Below are 18,601 nucleotides of genomic sequence, written 5' to 3'. Positions count from 1 at the left end.
CGCTTCAATTTAGGACCTCCCCGCTTCCATGTCTGTACAATTTTATGCACAAAGGACATGCTTATGAATAAAACCTAGTAAAATATAAAATTTCCTATAAAAAAAATACCCTACATCGAGTAAGGTACTAAGAAAGATAATTTTGCTATGATAATTTCCACATGACTTGTTTCGCGGTATCAAATCTCTTTTCTACATTATCCCAGTTAACAACATTCCACCAATTTTCAATATAGTTAGTTCGGTTGTTTTGATATTGAAGGTAATAAGCATGCTCCCATACGTCAATAACTAGTAGCGGAATCGTATCCCATAAACTAAAATTTTGATGTTTTTCAACAGTTTGAATTCCTAGTCTACCTGCTCGTGGTTCCCACACTACTATTGCCCATCCAACACCTTCTACAGACTCTGCCGCCTTCGTAAAAAGTCTCTTAAACTTTTGAAATGAGCCGAAATCTCTTTTAATTTGTTCTGCTAGTTGGCCACCTGGCTTTTTTTTACTAGTCGGAGTCATATTGCTCCAAAATATAGTATGCAAATAATGACCAGAGCCGTTAAATGCCTGTTCCCTCATCCAGTGTTTTATCAGTTTGTCATCAAGCTTGTTTACATACAACTCTTTCTCTGCACGATTTAAACCTTCAACGTATGAGCGATGATGCTTATCATGATGTAATCTCATAATTTCCTCTGAAATATAAGGTTCTAATGCGTTATAAGCGTATGGTAATGGCGGTAGCTTATGCGCACCTACAGGTATTCCAGTAACATGTCTTGATTCATTTAGCATGGATAATACCTGTTCACGTATAAATTCTGCTTCTTCCTGTAGTTCACGTAAAGTTTCTTCTTGTAAATTCCTCTCAGACCCTAACCAATACTCCAATTTCTCTTTCTGTTCCCGATAGTCCCCAAGTTCATGATTTGTAAATTGTAACTGCTTCTCCACTTCTTCATACCAATTAATTAAATTTTGTAAATAATTTTTCTCCATCTCCCTCACCTCAGACCCATGATATGCATAAAAGTATGTGCCTGCTATTAAAACCACAAAAAAACCTAAGGAACCGCGAAGCTAGTTTCCTTAGGTTTGTTAAACTATTCCTTTTCTAATTCCTTAAATCGCTCGAAAAATAAATCTGCTTCTTCCTCGACATCCGATTCATTTACTTCATCTGGTAAAGGTGGTAATTCTTCAATTGTTTTTAAACCGAAGTATGTCAAAAATTCCTTTGATGTTCCAAACATAATCGGACGTCCAACCCCCTCTTTTCTTCCTACCTCTTCCACTAATGACCTAGATAAAAGGGTTTGAACAGGTCGATCACTTTTAACCCCACGAATTTCTTCGATTTCTGTACGTGTAATTGGTTGTTGATAGGCTATTATCGCTAGAGTTTCCAATGCTGCTTGCGATAATTTGGAGGTGTGAGGAGACTCTATGAGCCGTTGAAAGTACAGACTATGCTCCGGTTTTGTTGTCAAATGAAACACGTCTTGGGATTGCATAATAGTAATCCCTCTTTCTACATGATCATAGTCATATTTAAGCTCATTGATAATATGATCAACTGTTTTATCATCCAATTCTAAAATTTTGGCTAGTTGATGTTTGGTGATTCCTTCATCCCCAACCGCAAATAACAACCCTTCTGTAATAGCTTTAAATTCATTAATCTCCAATGTTTATCCTCCAAACAACTGTGTTAACTCTATTCCATTCCTTCTTCTTGCGTAGAAGAGAAAACAATTAGTTCATCAAAGTTATTTTCTTGTACACAATAAATTTCGTGTATTTTCATTAACTCTAATATTGCTATAAATGTAACTACTATATGTGACCTTGATTCATAAGGAAACAGTTGATGAAATGGTACACCGTAATTTTTGCCCTTTAAATGCAAAAGTACCTCGTCCATCCGCTGTCTGATAGGGATCTCTGACCTTTGTATTTTAGTTTCTAATGGTCGAGTCCATTTCTTACGATCAAATATTTTGGACATAGCTGCTAACATATCATAAATAGAAATGTCTCCACGTACTACTTCCTTCTTTTTACCAACTAATTCATCAAAATCTTTAGGAGGCCGTGTATATATCTGATTGGCATCTCGCTCTTTTTCTTGTAAGTGGGAAGCTGCTTCTTTAAATTTACGATATTCGATCAATCTTCTCATCAACTCATCACGTGGGTCTTCTTCATAAACTTCTTCTTCTGCTTCTATCTCTTGATTAGGCAATAGAAGTTGACTTTTAATTGCCAATAGTGTGGCAGCCATTACTAAATACTCACTTGCTACATTTAACTCCAATTGTTGCATTGTGTGAATATAGGCCATATATTGCTCTGTTATTTGTGAAACTGGTATATCATAAATATCTATTTCATATTGATTAATTAAATGGAGAAGTAAATCAAGTGGGCCCTCAAAAGAATCCAACTTTACTTGATAGGCTTGGTGTTGCATAAGAATCTTCCTTCCAACAAAAAATAGGAGGATTATTGTATTTAACTGCCTTTTAACAAATCCAATAGTTTTTTCAAATCGGATAAAAGGGATGACTAATCCAGCAATATAATCCCACAAACGTAACTTACCTTGATTCTAATAATAGCAAAGGTCCCGTTTTATAGAAAGTGCAAATTCGACATTTTTATTCAAATATCCCTACAATTGATCATCTTATTATAATTTCATTCATGTTCGTAAAGCTTTTTTCACACAAAAAACCAGCCTTCTTTAGATAGGCTGGAAAAATTTAATGTGAATCACATTTTCCGAGAAAAGCTTCAGTTAAATCATTTGCACAAACCGTATAATTTTTATACAAATCCTTAATACCTAGCACCATATTCTTACCAATCCCCGTGTTTCGATGGGATGGGTTAACGGTTACATGCTGTACGACAACTTTATCTGCACCTTCAAGTCTTACCCCGACAGCACCTAATATGTCCTCTTCTTTCCATAAGAATAAGTGCCACTCTGGATTAGTCTCATATTCCTTAATTGTCTGCTGTAATTTTTTCACTTCTTTTTCCTCGGGCATGAAAGATAATAAACCCATTGCTATTTTTTCAAAAGTTTTTTTGTAGCGTATTAACATATTTACCCCTCATCATGAAAATAACTTATAATCTGCAAGTGCAGTTACTAGTATATCCCTATCTCACGTTTACTAATTTTTTATAAGTTGCAATGTTATACCACTATTTATGACTGATTTTTTAATTTTTGTCAAATTGTCATAAGTTACGAAGGAATTATAATGAAAAACCAGTATATAAACCCCCAAATAAATCCTACTATAAGTAAAGCTAAAAGTAATATCCAATTTTTCTTTTGCTGATTCAACCTATACACATTCCCTATATCCATTTTTATAAACTTAAATTATCTTATTAATAAATAATACTACTTTTCATTAAAAATGTCACCGTTTTTCCAACAAAATACCAATTTAATAAATTGATATCCATCCGATTGCCTATTTCTAGTTTTAAAAGGGATTATATTAATAAATGCTAGCCAGTAATTGAACATCATAAATAACGATAAATATAAATTTTCGATTGATATTGATTGAATGATGGTTGCGACTATTAAATTGGCTAATGGTCCACAAAGTATAATGAAGGCACCTTCCTTTTTGGTAAAACTACTATTTTCCTTTTCACTACTTGTTAAACCACCAATGAAAAATAAGCGATTGAACTCGATTGTCACCTTTTTCATTTCAAATTTACTAACTCTCTGTCCAATTCCTATTCTTAAATAAGCTTTATCTGCTTTTCCCAACAATGCCCCAAGTAAATGCCCTGTTTCATGAATGATAGTACCTAGTGGTCCAATGACTAAGACTAAGCACAAGAATATGATGACATACACAAAAACCAACTCACTTTTTCAGTTTGGCAAATCTCATTCTTTAATGAGTATAACAAAAAAAGCGAGTCATTGACTCACTTTTCCTCTACTTTTACAGTTTTCATTACATCACCTGGTTTGATTCGAAGTACTGTGTCCAATCCCTCAGTAACTTGTCCAAAAACAGTATGCACTCCATCTAAATGCGGCTGTGGCTCATGTACTAAGAAAAACTGACTTCCACCAGTATCTTTACCAGCATGTGCCATAGATAGTGCTCCAGCTACATGTTTATGTGGATTCCCTTCTGTCTCACATTTAATGGAATAACCAGGGCCACCAGCACCAGTACCAGTCGGATCTCCACCTTGAGCTACGAAACCAGGTATTACACGGTGGAATGTAACGCCATTATAAAAACCGCTATTAGCTAGTTTTTCAAAGTTTGCTACAGTATTTGGCGCAGCCTCCTCATACATTTCAATAATAATTTGTTCTCCATTTTCAAATTCAATTGTAGCTTGTTTCATTTCATTTTCCTCCTAGAATATCTTATTCATATGATAAATCATTTTTCACAACATCTTGATAGGTTTCTCTTTGAATGACAAGTTTATCCTTGTTGTTTTCAACAAACACAACTGCTGCCTTAGGAAACCGATTGTAGTGGTTAGACATAGAATACCCATAAGCACCTGTACTAAAAACAGCTAACAAATCTCCGTGATCAACTTGTGGTAATTCTACATCCCATATTAGCATATCACCTGACTCACAACATTTACCAGCCACAGAGACTTCTTCACTCTTTGGCATATTTGCTTTATTAGCTATCATTGCATCATATTTCGCTTCATACAATGCTGGTCTAATGTTATCAGTCATTCCTCCATCAACGGAAATATATTTTCTTACTCCAGGAATATCCTTTTTTGAACCGATGGTATATAAAGTTAATGCCGTATTCCCAACAATAGATCTTCCTGGTTCGATCCAAATCTCGGGAAAATCCAGACCATATTGATCTATTTGTAATTGAATCTCATCGACAAGGGCCTTTACGTAACCACTTAGTGGTAACGGATCATCCTCTTCAGTATACCGTATACCAAAGCCTCCACCCAAGTTTAACACTTCAGGCTTATAATGATAACTAGCTTGCCACTTTCCGAGCGTTTCAAACAACCTTTTAACGGCCATCACAAAGCCGTCTGTTTCAAAAATTTGTGAACCGATATGGCAATGCAATCCTTTCACATTTATCCAATCTGTTTTAGAAAGTAGCTGAAATGCTTCTTCTGCTTGGCCGTTGGAAAGATCAAATCCAAATTTCGAATCTTCGTTACCTGTCAGAATATAGTCATGTGTATGTGCTTCTATTCCAGGGGTAACACGGATTAGGACATTCATTTGTTTTTTATAGTTTGCTAGAATTTCTGTCAACAATTCAATCTCATAAAAGTTATCTATAACAATACAACCAATATTATTCTTCACTGCCATTTCAAGTTCAGCGTAACTTTTATTATTTCCATGCATATGAATTTTGTCTACCGGAAAATCAGCTTGTAAAGCAGTATATAGCTCTCCCTGTGATACCACATCAAGACTAAGCTTTTCTTGTTTAGCTACTTGAAGCATAGCAATCGAAGAAAAAGCTTTACTTGCGTACGCAACTTGAGCTTTCACACCTAATTGGTTAAAAGTCTCAACAAAGGCACGTGCATTTGCTCGAACTGCATTCACATCGTACACAAATAGAGGTGTACCGTATTTTTTTGCTAATGTTGTTGCATCTATTCCATCTATGGCAATGTGCCCTTGTGTATTGATTTGAAAAGGATGGATCATTTCTTAGCACCTCCATTTATTCCTTGAACAGCCTTTACAAACAAAAACCCCTTATCACCATTAACGATTTTCTTTCAAAATCGAATGATGGGACAAGGGATTATTTCATAAAAAATTCTTCCCAAAATCACTTATATAAGGCTTTTTTACCAATTTACCATAACAAGTGATTCTGTTCAACTTTTTGTTTATGGCTGTCGATTATTATTTCGTGGGTGAACGATACTTGGACGAGATTTCGTTAACGGAACGGATACCCTGAATAATATTTGAACCATAGCCTTCCCGTTAAAAGGAATGAACGGCCATAAATAAGGTGTATTCATAGATCTTGTTAGTACCAACAATAAAACATACAACGTGAACCCGATTACCATACCTTTCAATCCAAATAACGAGGTAACAATAATTAGTATCACACGACTAATTTTATTTGCAATACTTAATTCATAACTAGGCGTTGCAAACGAACCTATTGCGCTAATCGCCACATAAAGAATAACCTCTGCACTAAACAATCCAACGTCAATTGCAATTTGGCCAATTAAAACAGCGGCTATTAAACCCATCGCTGTAGAAAGTGGGGTAGGCGTATGAATTGCAGCCATCCTTAAAAACTCAATACCAATATCGGCAGCTAGTAATTGGAACACTATCGGGATATTTCCAACCTCATTAGGTCCGATAAACTGCAGCTTTTCTGGTAGTAATTCAGGTTGCATTACCATTAGTAGCCACATTGGCAATAAAAAAATAGAGGCAAAAATCCCGATAAATCTTACCCATCTTATGAACGTACCAACTGTTGGCGATTCCCGATACTCCTCAGCATGCTGAACATGATGAAAATAGGTCGTTGGCATTATGATCATACTTGGGGAAGTATCAACCATAACTAAAATATGACCTTCAAACAAGTGGCTGGATGCAACATCGGGTCGCTCTGTATACCTTACAAGTGGAAAGGGGCTAATCCCTTGTTTGACTAAGTATTCTTCAACCGTTTTATCAGCCATGGATATGCCATCAATTTCAATATTCTTTAACTCATTCTTGATCACATCCAAAAGACCCGGGTCAGCAACATCCTGCAAATAGGATATACAAATATCTGTTTTTGATCTTTCCCCTACTTGAATTATTTCATGACGAAGTCTTTCATCTCTTACTCTTCTTCTAGTTAGCGCTGTATTTTCTATAATATTTTCTGTATAGCCATCCCGCGAACCACGAACTACCTTTTCCGTGTCTGGTTCTTTAGGACTACGACCAGGATAACTCCTAACGTCAACTACTAAAGCTTCTTCTTCCCCTTCGATGAAAATAACGATCAAGCCAGATAAAAGCTGATCTACACCTTCATCCATTGTTTTCACTTTTGTTACTTGTTGATGTATTAGTTCACCTTCTATCTTTTCCGCCACTTTATAGGATGTCTTTTCTTTATCATTTAGCGATACTATATTCCTTAATAATTGAACGATTATGGCAGTATCACAAAGACCAGTTAAGTAGTATAGTTGCACGCCCTTATTCAATATCGTTAACTCTCTAAATCCAACATCAAATGAGGTTCCAACCCCTAACTTTGTTTTCATAAATTCCTGATTCTCTTTTATTTTCGTTGAGATAGGCTGTTTTATCTTTTTCTTCTTCACCCTTGATCACCTCTCTCTAAAATCATTTCTATTGCTTGTCTCGTAATAGGAGATCCTTTCTTAATATCATCTCTCCCATACATTTTGCCGATATCACCTATCGCAACCACAATTGGTAAATCTAATTGATCTAAAGCATACACGGTGTCCCCGTTAATTCTGCCAACTTCCGGGATTGGGATACCTTGTTTATCCACTCCGTTGGCAATTAATTCTCCCTGGTTGTCAATCGCTACTGTAAATCGAGACCATTCCAAATTCTTTGTGTGAGCGGCAACTGCAATAGCACCTAGAATCTCAACTTCAGGGTCCTCAGCTAACGATATTAGAATCTTTTCACCAGAACCAATCCCCTGTGTACCAGCATCATCAACTAACACGTAAACCGGTTCTGATGTCGCATTCTGGATAGCTTTTTTTACTTCTTCTGGTGATACATGAGTTGGATTATCTGACAAAAAGGATAAAGATGTCCCTCCTATTTCACCTGCTAAGAAGTTAATTGTTTTCCTTGCATATTCATCCCCGTCTGTTATAACAATGACCTTTTTTTTCTTTGACATAAAATCTACCCTTTCAAATCTATACAACTTATTGGTAAACTTATGAAGTCCATAATTACTTATAGACAACAATTAGCGGACAAAAATGACCCACTGAAATAATGAACCACAAATTTTACCGAACACAATTGCCATTAACAACCAAATGATATGGTTATCCATTCCTATCCTTTTCGTAAGAAGAGGAAATACATTTAGTACCTCAGTTAATGCTGCTGCTAACATCCCTATAAATACCCCATGAAAAGAGCCCCAGATTATGACAAATATAGTGGATATGTGGAATGTAACATCTGCAAAGGAAAGGTATGTCCCGAACAAGACGCCAATAATCACACTCGCTTCGTATGGTTTAACATAAGAGATAGTCTTACTAAGTTGAATCAGCCTAGGGATAATACCTAGAACAGTAAGAAATGCTACAAAACCGGTACCAACAAGCAAACCTGATGCAAATCCCACTAATGCTTCAAGTAAACTACTTATTGGTATCATGTAAACTATTCAACATATTTTCTTTGTCTGTAACATAAGCATCAAGGTCTTGTTGGTATTTAAAAATTTCAACCTCTAAAGGACTAGGCTCCTCATTAAAGCGTTTCTTGAATAAGTGATTAAAGAATAAAATCATTCCTATACCTAACCCAAAGGAATAGGGAATTTGCATCCATAAAGGATTTGATTTCTTTTTACCTGTCAACATATAATGTAGTTTTTCTTGAACTTCCTCCATACTTACATCATAATGAAAATTCATGATGGCCATAGCCGATCCAATGAACAACAACACCCATATAAAGGCAACTAATATAACTGAGGGACGCTTTTTTTGTTTTGCTATATGGACAATTATTTGATTAGGACCAATGTGTTGTATATCCAAGTCTTGGAATTTATTAATTAATTGGTCCACTACAACAAATCCATCTATAACAGATACTGTTTGATCAGATTCTGTTATTTGATAGACAAATGTATTTTTCACCTTATTGACTAAAGGTTCAGGCCCGGAAATATATGCAATATCCTTTACTTTTAACTCCGCGTTAGGGCGAACGGAAAGTTGTTTTTTTAAACGTAGATAAATTATTCCCCCCATTATATTTCCTCCTTTTATGGAAATCACTGTACGTTAGTATGCGTAAACGCTAGGTTATTCATACATTCTTGCCCATTAGAATGGTCTCTAATTCATTTTCAAAATTGTTTTACAATAAAGAAATCCCCCAACACGAGCATGTGTTGGGGGATTTCTTTATTGTGCAATTTGATCTTTGATAAATTCTAATATACGTTTTTCCAGTCTCGAAACCTGAACTTGAGAAATACCTAATCGCTCAGCTACTTCAGACTGTGTTTTGTCTTTATAATATCTGAGATAAACGATTAATCGCTCTCTCTCATCAAGTACTCTTATAGCCTCTTGCAAGGCGATTTTATCGAACCATTTTGTATCTTGATCTGCAATCTGATCTAAAAGTGTAATAGGATCTCCATCATTCTCATATACTGTTTCATGGATGGAATGTGGAGATTTAGATGCTTCCTGTGCATGAACAACGTCTTCAGGGCTCAATTCAAGTGCTAGGGCAATTTCGTTTACTGTTGGAGATCTGCCCATTTCTTTCGTCAATTCATCTTTCTTTCTTCTAATTTTGTTTCCCACTTCTTTCAGGGATCTGCTTACTTTTACGCTACCATCATCACGAATAAAACGCTGAATTTCCCCAATTATCATTGGAACAGCATAAGTAGAAAACCTTACATCATAAGATAGATCAAACTTATCTATCGACTTTAATAAACCAATACACCCGATTTGGAATAAATCATCAGGGTCATACCCCCGATTAATAAAGCGTTGAACAACTGACCAAACTAAACGAACGTTCTTTTCGACCAAAATGTCTCTAGCAGATTGGTCTCCTTGTTGACTTTGCTTGATGTACTGCTTTACTTCAGCATCAGTCAGCTGTTCATCCTTTTGATTTTTTTTCAATTCAATTTCCATAGGCATCCCCTTAATTGCATAAGGTTTTACTCTTCTTAAAATGTTTGATCAATCTAACCGTTGTTCCTTCATCGGGATGTGATTTAATTTCTACTTTATCCATAAAGTTTTCCATGATGGTAAAACCCATTCCAGACCTTTCAAGTTCAGGTTTTGATGTGTACAATGGTTGGATCGCTTCGTCGATATTTTCAATACCAATTCCATAATCCCGGATTTCCATTTCTACTACATCATCGTCTAATGTACAGGAAATATAGATCTTTTCATCTTTCCTATTGTTATATCCATGAATGATTGAATTTGTTACAGCTTCGGATACTACTGTTTTAATTTCTGTTAACTCGTCCATAGTGGGATCAAGCTGTGATACAAAAGCTGCTACAGTAACTCTGGCAAATGATTCATTGGAACTAACACTTGAAAATTCTAAATTCATCGTATTCTTCATGAAGCCACCCCCAAGCTTAATAGGGCAAACTCTTCACTTTCTTCAAGTCGGATAATTTTAAATAATCCTGACATATCAAAAAGTCGTTTTACTGCTGGAGATATTGAGCAAACAACCATCTCACCGCCAGCTTGTTTTACTTCCTTGTATCTTCCTAATATGACACCTAATCCTGAGCTATCCATAAACGATAGGTTTTCTAAATTTAATATGACATGTTGTACATTGTTTTCTCTCATAGACAATTGCCATTCTTTCTTTAGATTCTCAGCTGCATGGTGATCTAGCTCGCCAGTTAAACGAACCAATAATACATTTTCTTTCGTTGTAAGTTTTACAGAAAGACTCACTACTGAATTCCTCCTTAATGTTTCTGTAGTAAATCTTTTTCTGTATCGACTTATCAAATTCCTTCAACTCGACAAAAGAAGTGGTAATTCGAAGAAAGTTTGCAATTTACTCCTTCAAAATCAACTCATGAAACGATCGTTTGAACAATTGCCATACATTTGCCTTTCCAACTGATTCCTTGACAACCAATGGTGTTTCAGAAAGAGTTTTTCCATCTTTTGATACTTCTAATTTACCGACTTTATCTCCCTTAGTTAACGGTAAATCAATATCGTTATTTACAGAAACCTTTGTTTCTACGCCTTCCAATTTATCTCCTTTTTCAAAAACAACGGATACGGATTCTCCGGTAACAATGTCTACATCTCCTTTATCCGCTTTTACCATATTGAGCTTCGACACAGGTTGACCTGCCTTAAATAACTGCTTTGTATCATATTGTGAAAAAGCGTAGTCTAGCATCTCTGTTACGTCACTATTCCTCTTTTTTGTCGTCTCTGCACCCATGACAACAGCAATTGTTCTCATATTGTCTTTTTTAGCAGTAGCCGTTAGGCAATATTTTGCTTCAGATGTATAACCTGTTTTCAGGCCGTCAACACCGTCGTAGTATTTTACTAACTTATTCGTATTGACTAACCAAAACTCATCGTCTGTACCTTTTCTTAAATAATCTTCATAGATACTCGTATAATCGGTAATTTTCTTATATTTTAATAACTCTTTTGCCATTATCGCCATATCATAGGCCGTACTAAAGTGATTTTTTGCAGGTAACCCAGTTGGATTTTGGAACCTCGTATTTTCCAAGCCTAATTCTTTAGCCTTTTCGTTCATCATACTTACAAAGTTCTTTTCACTGCCGGCAATACGTTCAGCAAGTGCAACGCTGGCATCATTTCCAGATGCGACGGCTACCCCTTTTAGTAAGTCATTAACAGTCATCTCTTCATTTTCTTCCAGAAAGATTTGTGACCCTCCCATTGATGCTGCATATTCACTCACTCTTACTTTTTCATCTAATTTGATTTTGCCGTCCTCTAATGCCTCCATTATTAACAAAAGAGTCATGATCTTAGTCATACTTGCTGGGGGTAATTGTTCATGAGCGTTTTTCTCAAACAAAATTTTTCCAGTATCACGTTCCAGTAATATAGCAGTTTTTGAATTCTCTGCTAGATTTACATTAGCTGTTTCATTTTTTTCTGATTTATCTGATGCCTTATCATTGTTGCTCTCTTCCGCATATATAGGAACTACACTAATTGTTGTTAGTAATAGGATCAAAGTTAGTAGCGGAAAAATATATTTTTTCATGTCAATACCTCCAAATCATTAGTATTCATATATTTTCCATAAATTGAAGGTTTTATAACAAAAAAATAACTCGGATTTTTCTCCGAGTTATTTTCCCTCTATTTTCACTTGATAACTTTATATATTAAGGTTTTCTTTTCTACTGGCTTATTCGTTATTTCATAGGCCTCTTTCACCTTATTAATAGAATCTTGAGGTACTTCTGTTTCACTGTTTAAAACTACTAATGTCTCACCTATTGAAACTGGATCGCCTATTTTTTTCTTTAGGCTAATCCCAACTCCATGGTTTATTACATCTTCCTTCGTTGCTCGTCCAGCACCTAAATACATTGCTGCTACTCCAATAGCTTCTGCATCAATGGCTGAAACATAACCCTCTGATTCCGCCTTTATCTCAAAGTAGTAAGGAGAAGTTGGTAACTTTGACAAATCTTCGATAACGGAGACATCTCCACCTTGGGCTTCTACAAAAGTTTTAAACACTTCAAAAGCTTTTCCATTATCTAGGTTCTTTTCTAGGGTACTGATAGCTTCTTCATAAGAATCAAATACTTCGGCGAGAATCGTCATATGGGCTGCAAGTTCTAAAGCAAGATTTCGTAAGTCGGAAATGTTTTTGCCCTGAAGAACCTCCACCGCTTCACGTACTTCATTTGCATTCCCAACCTCATATCCTAAGGGTTGGTTCATGTCACTAATCACAGCGATCGTCTGACGGCCTAGGTTATTCCCAATGTTAACCATTTCTCTAGCTAGTGATTCAGAATCCTCTATCGTTTTCATAAAGGCTCCTGTACCAGTCTTTACATCTAAGACGATACTATCAGCACCCGATGCTAGCTTTTTACTCATAATAGAACCAGCAATAAGAGGTATAGAATCAACCGTTGCCGTTACATCTCTAAGTGCATACAATTTTTTATCCGCAGGTGCAAGATTTCCCGTTTGGCCAGCAACAGCAAGTTTTTTCTCATTCACTTGCTTGATAAACTTTTCTTTGGTAATCTCAATGGAAAATCCCGGGATTGATTCTAGTTTATCTAGAGTTCCTCCTGTATGACCAAGACCTCTCCCTGACATTTTCGCTACAGGAACACCTACTGAAGCAACTAAAGGACCAACAATAAAAGTCGTTTTATCTCCAACTCCACCAGTCGAGTGCTTATCAACTTTATGTCCCTTTATTGGTGATAGATCAATCGTTTCACCTGACTCAACCATAGCTTTTGTCAATATAGCAGTTTCTGTTTCAGACATTCCTTTATAGTAAACTGCCATCAGAAGTGCGGAAACCTGATAATCAGGAATAGAACCTTCTGTGTAACCTTCAATAAAATATTGTATCTCTTGTTCCGAAAGTTCGATACCTTCTCGTTTTTTGTGTATTATATCAACCATTCTCATCTATATTCACCCTTAATCATTAACTATTTAGTTATTATGCGCCGGCAACGTTCTAACCAATTGCTTTACAAAACGAAGAAAATCTTCTCGAACCTTTTCCGTCGTTTCCATTACTTCATCATGAGATAGCGGTTGATCTAAAATACCTGCTGCCATATTCGAAATACAAGATATTCCTAACACCCGTAAACCAACATGGTTAGCAACGATCACTTCTGGGACAGTCGACATCCCCACAGCGTCACCGCCTAGTGTACGAAGCATTCTAATTTCTGCACCAGTTTCATAAGAAGGGCCAGTATTACCTACATATACCCCCTCTTGTACGTTAATAGATAAATCATCTGCACACTTTTTGGCAAATGAGATTAATGCGTGATTATAGGCCTGAGACATGTCTGGGAAACGCGGTCCTAGATCATTATCATTTGGTCCGATAAGTGGGTTTGTACCCATATTGTTAATATGATCTTTTATTAGCATTAGATCCCCTGGGTTATAGCTTTCATTAATTCCCCCAGCTGCATTGGTGACAAATAAAGTATCAATTCCAATCAGCTTCATTACTTGTACCGGGAAAGTAACTTGGTTTAAGCTATATCCTTCATAATAGTGAAATCGACCTTGCATCGCAATCACTGTTTTACCTTCCAATTCACCTATGACAAGTTGTCCTTTATGCCCCTCTACAGTCGAAACAGGAAAATGTGGGATACCTTTATACTCAATAATAGTTGGGTTTTCAATTTGGTCAGCTAATACACCTAAGCCAGATCCTAAAATCAAACCAATTGTTGGTTGCGTACTTATTTGTTTTGTTATAAATTCGGCTGCTTCTCTAACTTCTACTATATTCACCTTTTTTCCCCCTATTTAATTTCAGATAAGAAACTCTTACCATATTCCGGCATTTTTACTGCAAAATTTTCTGCAATAGTTGCACCAATGTCTGCAAATGTCTCTCGAATTGGTAATTCTTTACCACGTTGGATTCCTTTATGATAAGCAATAAGCGGAACATATTCTCTCGTATGATCAGTACCGTGATGAATAGGATCATTCCCATGGTCAGCTGTAATAATTAATAAATCATTTTCTTTCATTTTTGCCAGTACTTCAGGAAGGCGTTCATCGAAGGTCTCTAAAGCATTACCATAGCCTTTTGGATCTCTTCTATGTCCGTATTTGGCATCAAAATCAACAAGATTTAGAAAATTTAATCCATGAAAATCCTTATCCATTGATTGAATGAACTTCTCCATACCATCATCATTGTCTTTCGTACGGATAGATTCCGTTACACCTTCGCCATCATAAATATCTGATATTTTTCCTAGTGCAACCACGTCTAAACCACTATCCTTTAGCTCGTTCATGACAGTTCTGCCAAATGGTTTTAATGCATAATCATGACGATTAGATGTTCTTTCAAATGCTCCAGGTTGTCCAACGAAAGGTCTAGCTATAACACGACCAATCATATATTTATCATCTAATGTCAGTTCTCGCGCGATCTCACAAATTTTGTACTGTTCCTCAATGGGTACTATATCTTCATGAGCTGCTATCTGTAATACAGAATCTGCAGATGTATAAACAATTAAAGCACCCGTCTGCATGTGTTCTTCGCCGAGTTCTTTAATAATTTCTGTACCGGAAGCAGGCTTATTTCCTATAATTTTTCGTCCTGTCTTTGTCTCCAAATCACTTATTAGTTCATCCGGAAATTTTGCAAAAGTACGGAACGGTGTCTTTATATGTAAGCCCATAATTTCCCAATGACCGGTCATTGTATCTTTGCCATTAGATGCTTCTTGCATTTTGGTATAGTGTGCTTTAGGATTTTCTGCCACGTTAATTCCTTTAATCGGTCTGATATTACTCAAACCTAACTCTCCGATTGTTGGCATCTTTAAGCCATTCGTGTGTTCAGCGATGTGACCTAATGTATCGGCCCCCTTGTCATTGAATTTTTCAGCATCAGGTGCTTCACCAATCCCTACTGAATCCATTACAACTAAAAATACTCGATTAAATTGTTCCATAAAAAAACCTCCTACAGTTTTCTTTCCCTTGATTACGATTAAATATGCTAAAAAATGTCGGATTAAGTGCGCCCTTCACTATATTAGATAGATGGGCTAGTAGGTTTTCGAATTTCTTGCAAGGATGTCTAACAGACTATCTTCACCTATGCACGTGGGTGATAGGTCTGATAGATATCCTTTAATCTACTTTTTGTAACATGTGTATAGATTTGAGTAGTAGAAATATCCGCATGCCCCAACATTTCCTGAACAGCTCTTAAATCCGCGCCGTTTTCCAACAAGTGAGTCGCAAACGAATGTCTTAATGTATGTGGAGTAATTTCTTTCGTAATACCGGCTTCAGACGAAATAGCTTTTAAAATTTTCCAAAATCCTTGTCTAGTCAATCGATTCCCTTGATGATTAACAAATAATTCCTCTGTTGCCTTATTCTTTAGCAATTTATTTCTACTTAATGCCAAATAAGATTCTACCGTTTCTTTGGCTATGTTGCCAAGAGGTACAATCCTTTCCTTTGAACCTTTTCCAAAACATCTTACAAACCCCATTGTTAGGTGGAGATCGTTCATTTTTAGTGCTACTAATTCTGAAACCCGTAAACCTGTTGCATATAAAATTTCAAGCATGGCGCGATTTCGAATCGTTAATGGGTCGTCACCTTCCATTTTTAATAATGCATCTATTTCCTGGGATGACAATACTTTGGGTAATTTCCTTTCTTTCTTTGGTGTTTCAATATGTAACGTAGGATCATTTGATGTATTATATTCTCTTACTAAAAACTGATGAAAAAGGCGTAAAGTAGATAACGTTCTAGCAATGGTTGAAGATGACTTGCCTTGCTCATTAAGCTCATACAAGTATTGCATAACTTGGGGTCTACCTACTAAATTCCATTGATCCATCTCACAGATATTACTTATATGTTTATGATAGCCTTTTAAGTCGCGTTTATAAGACTGTAATGTATTAGTAGATAATCCCCTTTCAACCTGCAAATAGTGTAAGAAATCGTTTATTTCATCTTGCATAACGTTACTCCCCTAATCGAAAAAATATAGATAATCTATCTAAAATGCCTCTCTCTTCATAATTGAAAACTTTCACAGCTTTTCCCTCGGGTGGGTCATAGCGATGATACTCTTCATATTCGGCATGCATTGCTTTTAATCCAAAATAAAATAGTATCGTACAAGCTGTAAATATCACAAAAATTTTAAGCGTATCTTTAACTAAAGATAATACAGGTCTCATAAAGCGATTCTCCTTATTGTAAAGCCATTAGTCTACAATACAAAGATATGCCAAAAAACCATTAAAATATACGTGATTTCTTCATATTTTATATCAAAAATAAAGAGATAGATTTAACTACCTATTACTTTATTCTTTTACTTTACTTGAATCTCATTTTTCACTTCACCACTGGTACGAAGCTTTATAAAAGCGAAAAGAAGCCTTTTTCATTCTAAAAAGGCTTCGGAAGTTATATGGTAGTAGTCTCCTGTACTTCAGCTGACTTCGTTTGACATTGACGGCAAACACCGTGGAAAGTGAGTCGGTGATCTTTCACCAAAAATCCCCAGTCATTTTCTACGATTTTTTCCACATCCTCTAGTAAATCTTCCACTATCTCTTCAACAGAACCGCACTCTGTGCATACTAAATGGTGATGGAAATGGGCAGCCCCCTCTTTTCGTAGGTCATATCGAGAGACGCCATCTCCAAAATTTATTTTATCTACAATTTTTAATTCAGATAATAATTCAAGTGTACGATATACCGTAGCTAAACCTATTTCTGGTGCCTTTTCTTTCACGAGGAGGTAAACATCCTCTGCACTTAAATGGTCTTCTTCTCTTTCTAAAAGTACACGTACAGTAGCTTCACGTTGTGGAGTAAGTTTATAACTTTGTGCATGCAGCTGCTTTTTAATCCGATCTATACGATGTTCCATGTCTGAAACCTCCCTCACATATTTCCAATTATAAGCAGACATGAAACTCGTGTCAATTACAATAATTATCAATAATAAAAAATAATTAATATTAATTTATAATAATTATTATTTATACATCCATTTAATAACTAATTCCATTGCTTCATTAGAAACAAACGACTCAATAACAGAAGCAATCCCAACAACTCCTATTAGAAGAATAAATAATGTTGCATATCTGGTGAATGGTTGAAGTATCGGTTGTTGAAGTCGTCTGGAAAATAACTTCCTTAATAAAGCTAATGAAAAAATCATAGCTAGACTACCTGCAATTAAATAAATAGGTATTATTAGCAGATTCTGCGGTGCTATCGATGCCGCGGCAAATAATAATCCTTTCCATCCCATTTGATTAACAAAAAAGCCAACTGAAAAGCCTACCACTAACCCTTTTACAAATAGTAATATCCATATAATAGGTAACCCAATAATGGAAAGTCCCAAGATGAAAAGTAACAACAAATAATTTAAATGGTACAGAAACGTATCTTTTAGCATTTCATTCTTTTCTACTATTGGTCCCTCTAATAACTTGCCAAAAAATTGATCTAAGTAAAAGAATAAATCTTGTTTTTGAATAATGTTCATACTATTAACAATTATTGCACCAAAAATAATACCGATTAGAAACAAAACAAGCATAAAAAAGTAAATAACCGCGTGATTATTAATATGGTCTGATGCAAGGGTCTTATTTTTATACATGTAATTCCTCCGTTCTTTCTACTAAAACTATCTTGTAGTTAGAATCTATGAGACCCATGTAAAAAATAGACCAGAAACTTCCTAGTATTTTGTTAAATATATTTCTTCCACCTAGACTCTTTTTAAGAGCATTCTTTAAATGCAAACATATAATTGAGAGAAAACCACTAGCAACTGCATTCTTTATTTAACTAAGTGCAAGTGCCACGCTGTGGAAAAATACTCGCTTTCCGTGGGGAACACTTAAGCTTCCTCGGCGCAAAGGAGAAAAAAGATTACTCAAGTAGTTCCCTCACTCACTGTGGGGTCTTCAGACTGTTCCTTTCCCACGAAAAGCTGAGTACTCTGCTGACCGAGTTATAACACTCA

General features: G+C 35.8%; 22 protein-coding genes. All 22 read right to left on the bottom strand.

Annotated features, from left to right (window positions below; all coding sequences use genetic code 11):
- Positions 1–145: 145 nt before the first annotated feature.
- Complete coding sequence (locus H7K77_RS13170; protein WP_186578315.1) at positions 146–997, bottom strand: superoxide dismutase; 852 nt, start codon at positions 995–997, stop codon at positions 146–148.
- 104 nt (positions 998–1,101) lie between these two features.
- The gene (scpB, locus tag H7K77_RS13165) at positions 1,102–1,686 is read right to left on the bottom strand and encodes an SMC-Scp complex subunit ScpB (protein WP_186578314.1); all 585 of its coding nucleotides are present in this window, start codon (positions 1,684–1,686) and stop codon (positions 1,102–1,104) included.
- Positions 1,687–1,715: 29 nt separating this feature from the next.
- On the bottom strand, positions 1,716–2,471 hold the full coding sequence (locus H7K77_RS13160) for a segregation/condensation protein A (RefSeq protein WP_186578313.1): 756 nt from the start codon (positions 2,469–2,471) through the stop codon (positions 1,716–1,718).
- A gap of 292 nt (positions 2,472–2,763) precedes the next feature.
- Positions 2,764–3,111 carry a GNAT family N-acetyltransferase gene (locus tag H7K77_RS13155; protein ID WP_186578312.1) on the bottom strand — a complete coding sequence of 116 codons (348 nt, stop codon included), beginning with the start codon at positions 3,109–3,111 and terminating at the stop codon, positions 2,764–2,766.
- A gap of 308 nt (positions 3,112–3,419) precedes the next feature.
- Entirely contained in the window at positions 3,420–3,875 is a 456-nt protein-coding gene (locus tag H7K77_RS13150; RefSeq protein WP_222599361.1) for a site-2 protease family protein, read from the bottom strand.
- 92 nt (positions 3,876–3,967) lie between these two features.
- The gene (locus H7K77_RS13145; protein WP_186578310.1) at positions 3,968–4,402 is read right to left on the bottom strand and encodes a peptidylprolyl isomerase; all 435 of its coding nucleotides are present in this window, start codon (positions 4,400–4,402) and stop codon (positions 3,968–3,970) included.
- 22 nt (positions 4,403–4,424) lie between these two features.
- Positions 4,425–5,723 carry a diaminopimelate decarboxylase gene (gene lysA, locus H7K77_RS13140; RefSeq protein ID WP_186578309.1) on the bottom strand — a complete coding sequence of 433 codons (1,299 nt, stop codon included), beginning with the start codon at positions 5,721–5,723 and terminating at the stop codon, positions 4,425–4,427.
- Between the two features lie 188 nt (positions 5,724–5,911).
- Positions 5,912–7,321, bottom strand: coding sequence for a spore germination protein (locus H7K77_RS13135; protein WP_186578323.1), 1,410 nt, complete (start codon positions 7,319–7,321; stop codon positions 5,912–5,914).
- A 56-nt stretch (positions 7,322–7,377) separates the two neighbouring features.
- Positions 7,378–7,944: a stage V sporulation protein AE gene (locus tag H7K77_RS13130; protein WP_186578308.1), complete on the bottom strand. Its 567-nt coding sequence runs from the start codon at positions 7,942–7,944 to the stop codon at positions 7,378–7,380.
- A gap of 72 nt (positions 7,945–8,016) precedes the next feature.
- On the bottom strand, positions 8,017–8,439 hold the full coding sequence (locus H7K77_RS13125; RefSeq protein WP_186578307.1) for a stage V sporulation protein AB: 423 nt from the start codon (positions 8,437–8,439) through the stop codon (positions 8,017–8,019).
- The gene (locus H7K77_RS13120) at positions 8,423–9,043 is read right to left on the bottom strand and encodes a stage V sporulation protein AA (protein ID WP_186578306.1); all 621 of its coding nucleotides are present in this window, start codon (positions 9,041–9,043) and stop codon (positions 8,423–8,425) included. Before H7K77_RS13120 ends, H7K77_RS13125 begins: the two co-directional genes overlap by 17 nt.
- 156 nt (positions 9,044–9,199) lie before the next feature.
- Positions 9,200–9,955: an RNA polymerase sporulation sigma factor SigF gene (gene sigF, locus H7K77_RS13115; RefSeq protein ID WP_186578305.1), complete on the bottom strand. Its 756-nt coding sequence runs from the start codon at positions 9,953–9,955 to the stop codon at positions 9,200–9,202.
- A 10-nt stretch (positions 9,956–9,965) separates the two neighbouring features.
- Positions 9,966–10,406, bottom strand: a complete 441-nt coding sequence (gene spoIIAB, locus H7K77_RS13110) for an anti-sigma F factor (RefSeq protein ID WP_186578304.1) — start codon at positions 10,404–10,406, stop codon at positions 9,966–9,968.
- Complete coding sequence (gene spoIIAA, locus H7K77_RS13105) at positions 10,403–10,756, bottom strand: anti-sigma F factor antagonist (protein ID WP_186578303.1); 354 nt, start codon at positions 10,754–10,756, stop codon at positions 10,403–10,405. Before spoIIAA ends, spoIIAB begins: the two co-directional genes overlap by 4 nt.
- A gap of 106 nt (positions 10,757–10,862) precedes the next feature.
- Positions 10,863–12,074, bottom strand: a complete 1,212-nt coding sequence (locus H7K77_RS13100; protein WP_186578302.1) for a D-alanyl-D-alanine carboxypeptidase family protein — start codon at positions 12,072–12,074, stop codon at positions 10,863–10,865.
- Between the two features lie 104 nt (positions 12,075–12,178).
- Positions 12,179–13,480 (bottom strand): pyrimidine-nucleoside phosphorylase, encoded by a 1,302-nt coding sequence (locus tag H7K77_RS13095; protein ID WP_186578301.1) that lies wholly within the window; start codon positions 13,478–13,480, stop codon positions 12,179–12,181.
- Between the two features lie 27 nt (positions 13,481–13,507).
- A complete protein-coding gene (locus tag H7K77_RS13090) occupies positions 13,508–14,338 on the bottom strand; it encodes a purine-nucleoside phosphorylase (RefSeq protein ID WP_186578300.1) in 831 nt (276 codons plus the stop codon).
- Positions 14,339–14,349: 11 nt separating this feature from the next.
- Positions 14,350–15,525 (bottom strand): phosphopentomutase, encoded by a 1,176-nt coding sequence (gene deoB / locus H7K77_RS13085; protein WP_186578299.1) that lies wholly within the window; start codon positions 15,523–15,525, stop codon positions 14,350–14,352.
- Positions 15,526–15,671: 146 nt separating this feature from the next.
- The gene (gene xerD, locus H7K77_RS13080; protein ID WP_186578298.1) at positions 15,672–16,559 is read right to left on the bottom strand and encodes a site-specific tyrosine recombinase XerD; all 888 of its coding nucleotides are present in this window, start codon (positions 16,557–16,559) and stop codon (positions 15,672–15,674) included.
- Between the two features lie 4 nt (positions 16,560–16,563).
- The gene (locus H7K77_RS13075) at positions 16,564–16,782 is read right to left on the bottom strand and encodes a YqzK family protein (RefSeq protein WP_186578297.1); all 219 of its coding nucleotides are present in this window, start codon (positions 16,780–16,782) and stop codon (positions 16,564–16,566) included.
- Positions 16,783–17,014: 232 nt separating this feature from the next.
- The gene (gene fur, locus H7K77_RS13070; RefSeq protein ID WP_186578296.1) at positions 17,015–17,485 is read right to left on the bottom strand and encodes a ferric iron uptake transcriptional regulator; all 471 of its coding nucleotides are present in this window, start codon (positions 17,483–17,485) and stop codon (positions 17,015–17,017) included.
- Positions 17,486–17,593: 108 nt separating this feature from the next.
- Complete coding sequence (gene spoIIM, locus H7K77_RS13065) at positions 17,594–18,232, bottom strand: stage II sporulation protein M (protein ID WP_186578295.1); 639 nt, start codon at positions 18,230–18,232, stop codon at positions 17,594–17,596.
- Positions 18,233–18,601: the final 369 nt, after the last annotated feature.

This window comes from Aquibacillus kalidii (genome assembly GCF_014280935.1).
Lineage (GTDB): Bacteria > Bacillota > Bacilli > Bacillales > Amphibacillaceae > Aquibacillus_D > Aquibacillus_D kalidii.
This window is presented reverse-complemented; position numbering and strand designations above follow the sequence as displayed.

Coding starts and splice junctions, on each gene's coding strand:
- H7K77_RS13170 (WP_186578315.1), bottom strand. CDS start 997: ATGGAGAAAAATTATTTACAAAATTTAATTAATTGGTATGAAGAAGTG.
- H7K77_RS13160 (WP_186578313.1), bottom strand. CDS start 2,471: ATGCAACACCAAGCCTATCAAGTAAAGTTGGATTCTTTTGAGGGCCCA.
- H7K77_RS13155 (WP_186578312.1), bottom strand. CDS start 3,111: ATGTTAATACGCTACAAAAAAACTTTTGAAAAAATAGCAATGGGTTTA.
- H7K77_RS13145 (WP_186578310.1), bottom strand. CDS start 4,402: ATGAAACAAGCTACAATTGAATTTGAAAATGGAGAACAAATTATTATT.
- lysA (WP_186578309.1), bottom strand. CDS start 5,723: ATGATCCATCCTTTTCAAATCAATACACAAGGGCACATTGCCATAGAT.
- H7K77_RS13135 (WP_186578323.1), bottom strand. CDS start 7,321: ATGAAAACAAAGTTAGGGGTTGGAACCTCATTTGATGTTGGATTTAGA.
- H7K77_RS13130 (WP_186578308.1), bottom strand. CDS start 7,944: ATGTCAAAGAAAAAAAAGGTCATTGTTATAACAGACGGGGATGAATAT.
- H7K77_RS13125 (WP_186578307.1), bottom strand. CDS start 8,439: ATGATACCAATAAGTAGTTTACTTGAAGCATTAGTGGGATTTGCATCA.
- H7K77_RS13120 (WP_186578306.1), bottom strand. CDS start 9,043: ATGGGGGGAATAATTTATCTACGTTTAAAAAAACAACTTTCCGTTCGC.
- sigF (WP_186578305.1), bottom strand. CDS start 9,955: ATGGAAATTGAATTGAAAAAAAATCAAAAGGATGAACAGCTGACTGAT.
- spoIIAB (WP_186578304.1), bottom strand. CDS start 10,406: ATGAAGAATACGATGAATTTAGAATTTTCAAGTGTTAGTTCCAATGAA.
- H7K77_RS13100 (WP_186578302.1), bottom strand. CDS start 12,074: ATGAAAAAATATATTTTTCCGCTACTAACTTTGATCCTATTACTAACA.
- H7K77_RS13095 (WP_186578301.1), bottom strand. CDS start 13,480: ATGAGAATGGTTGATATAATACACAAAAAACGAGAAGGTATCGAACTT.
- deoB (WP_186578299.1), bottom strand. CDS start 15,525: ATGGAACAATTTAATCGAGTATTTTTAGTTGTAATGGATTCAGTAGGG.
- xerD (WP_186578298.1), bottom strand. CDS start 16,559: ATGCAAGATGAAATAAACGATTTCTTACACTATTTGCAGGTTGAAAGG.
- H7K77_RS13075 (WP_186578297.1), bottom strand. CDS start 16,782: ATGAGACCTGTATTATCTTTAGTTAAAGATACGCTTAAAATTTTTGTG.
- fur (WP_186578296.1), bottom strand. CDS start 17,485: ATGGAACATCGTATAGATCGGATTAAAAAGCAGCTGCATGCACAAAGT.
- spoIIM (WP_186578295.1), bottom strand. CDS start 18,232: ATGTATAAAAATAAGACCCTTGCATCAGACCATATTAATAATCACGCG.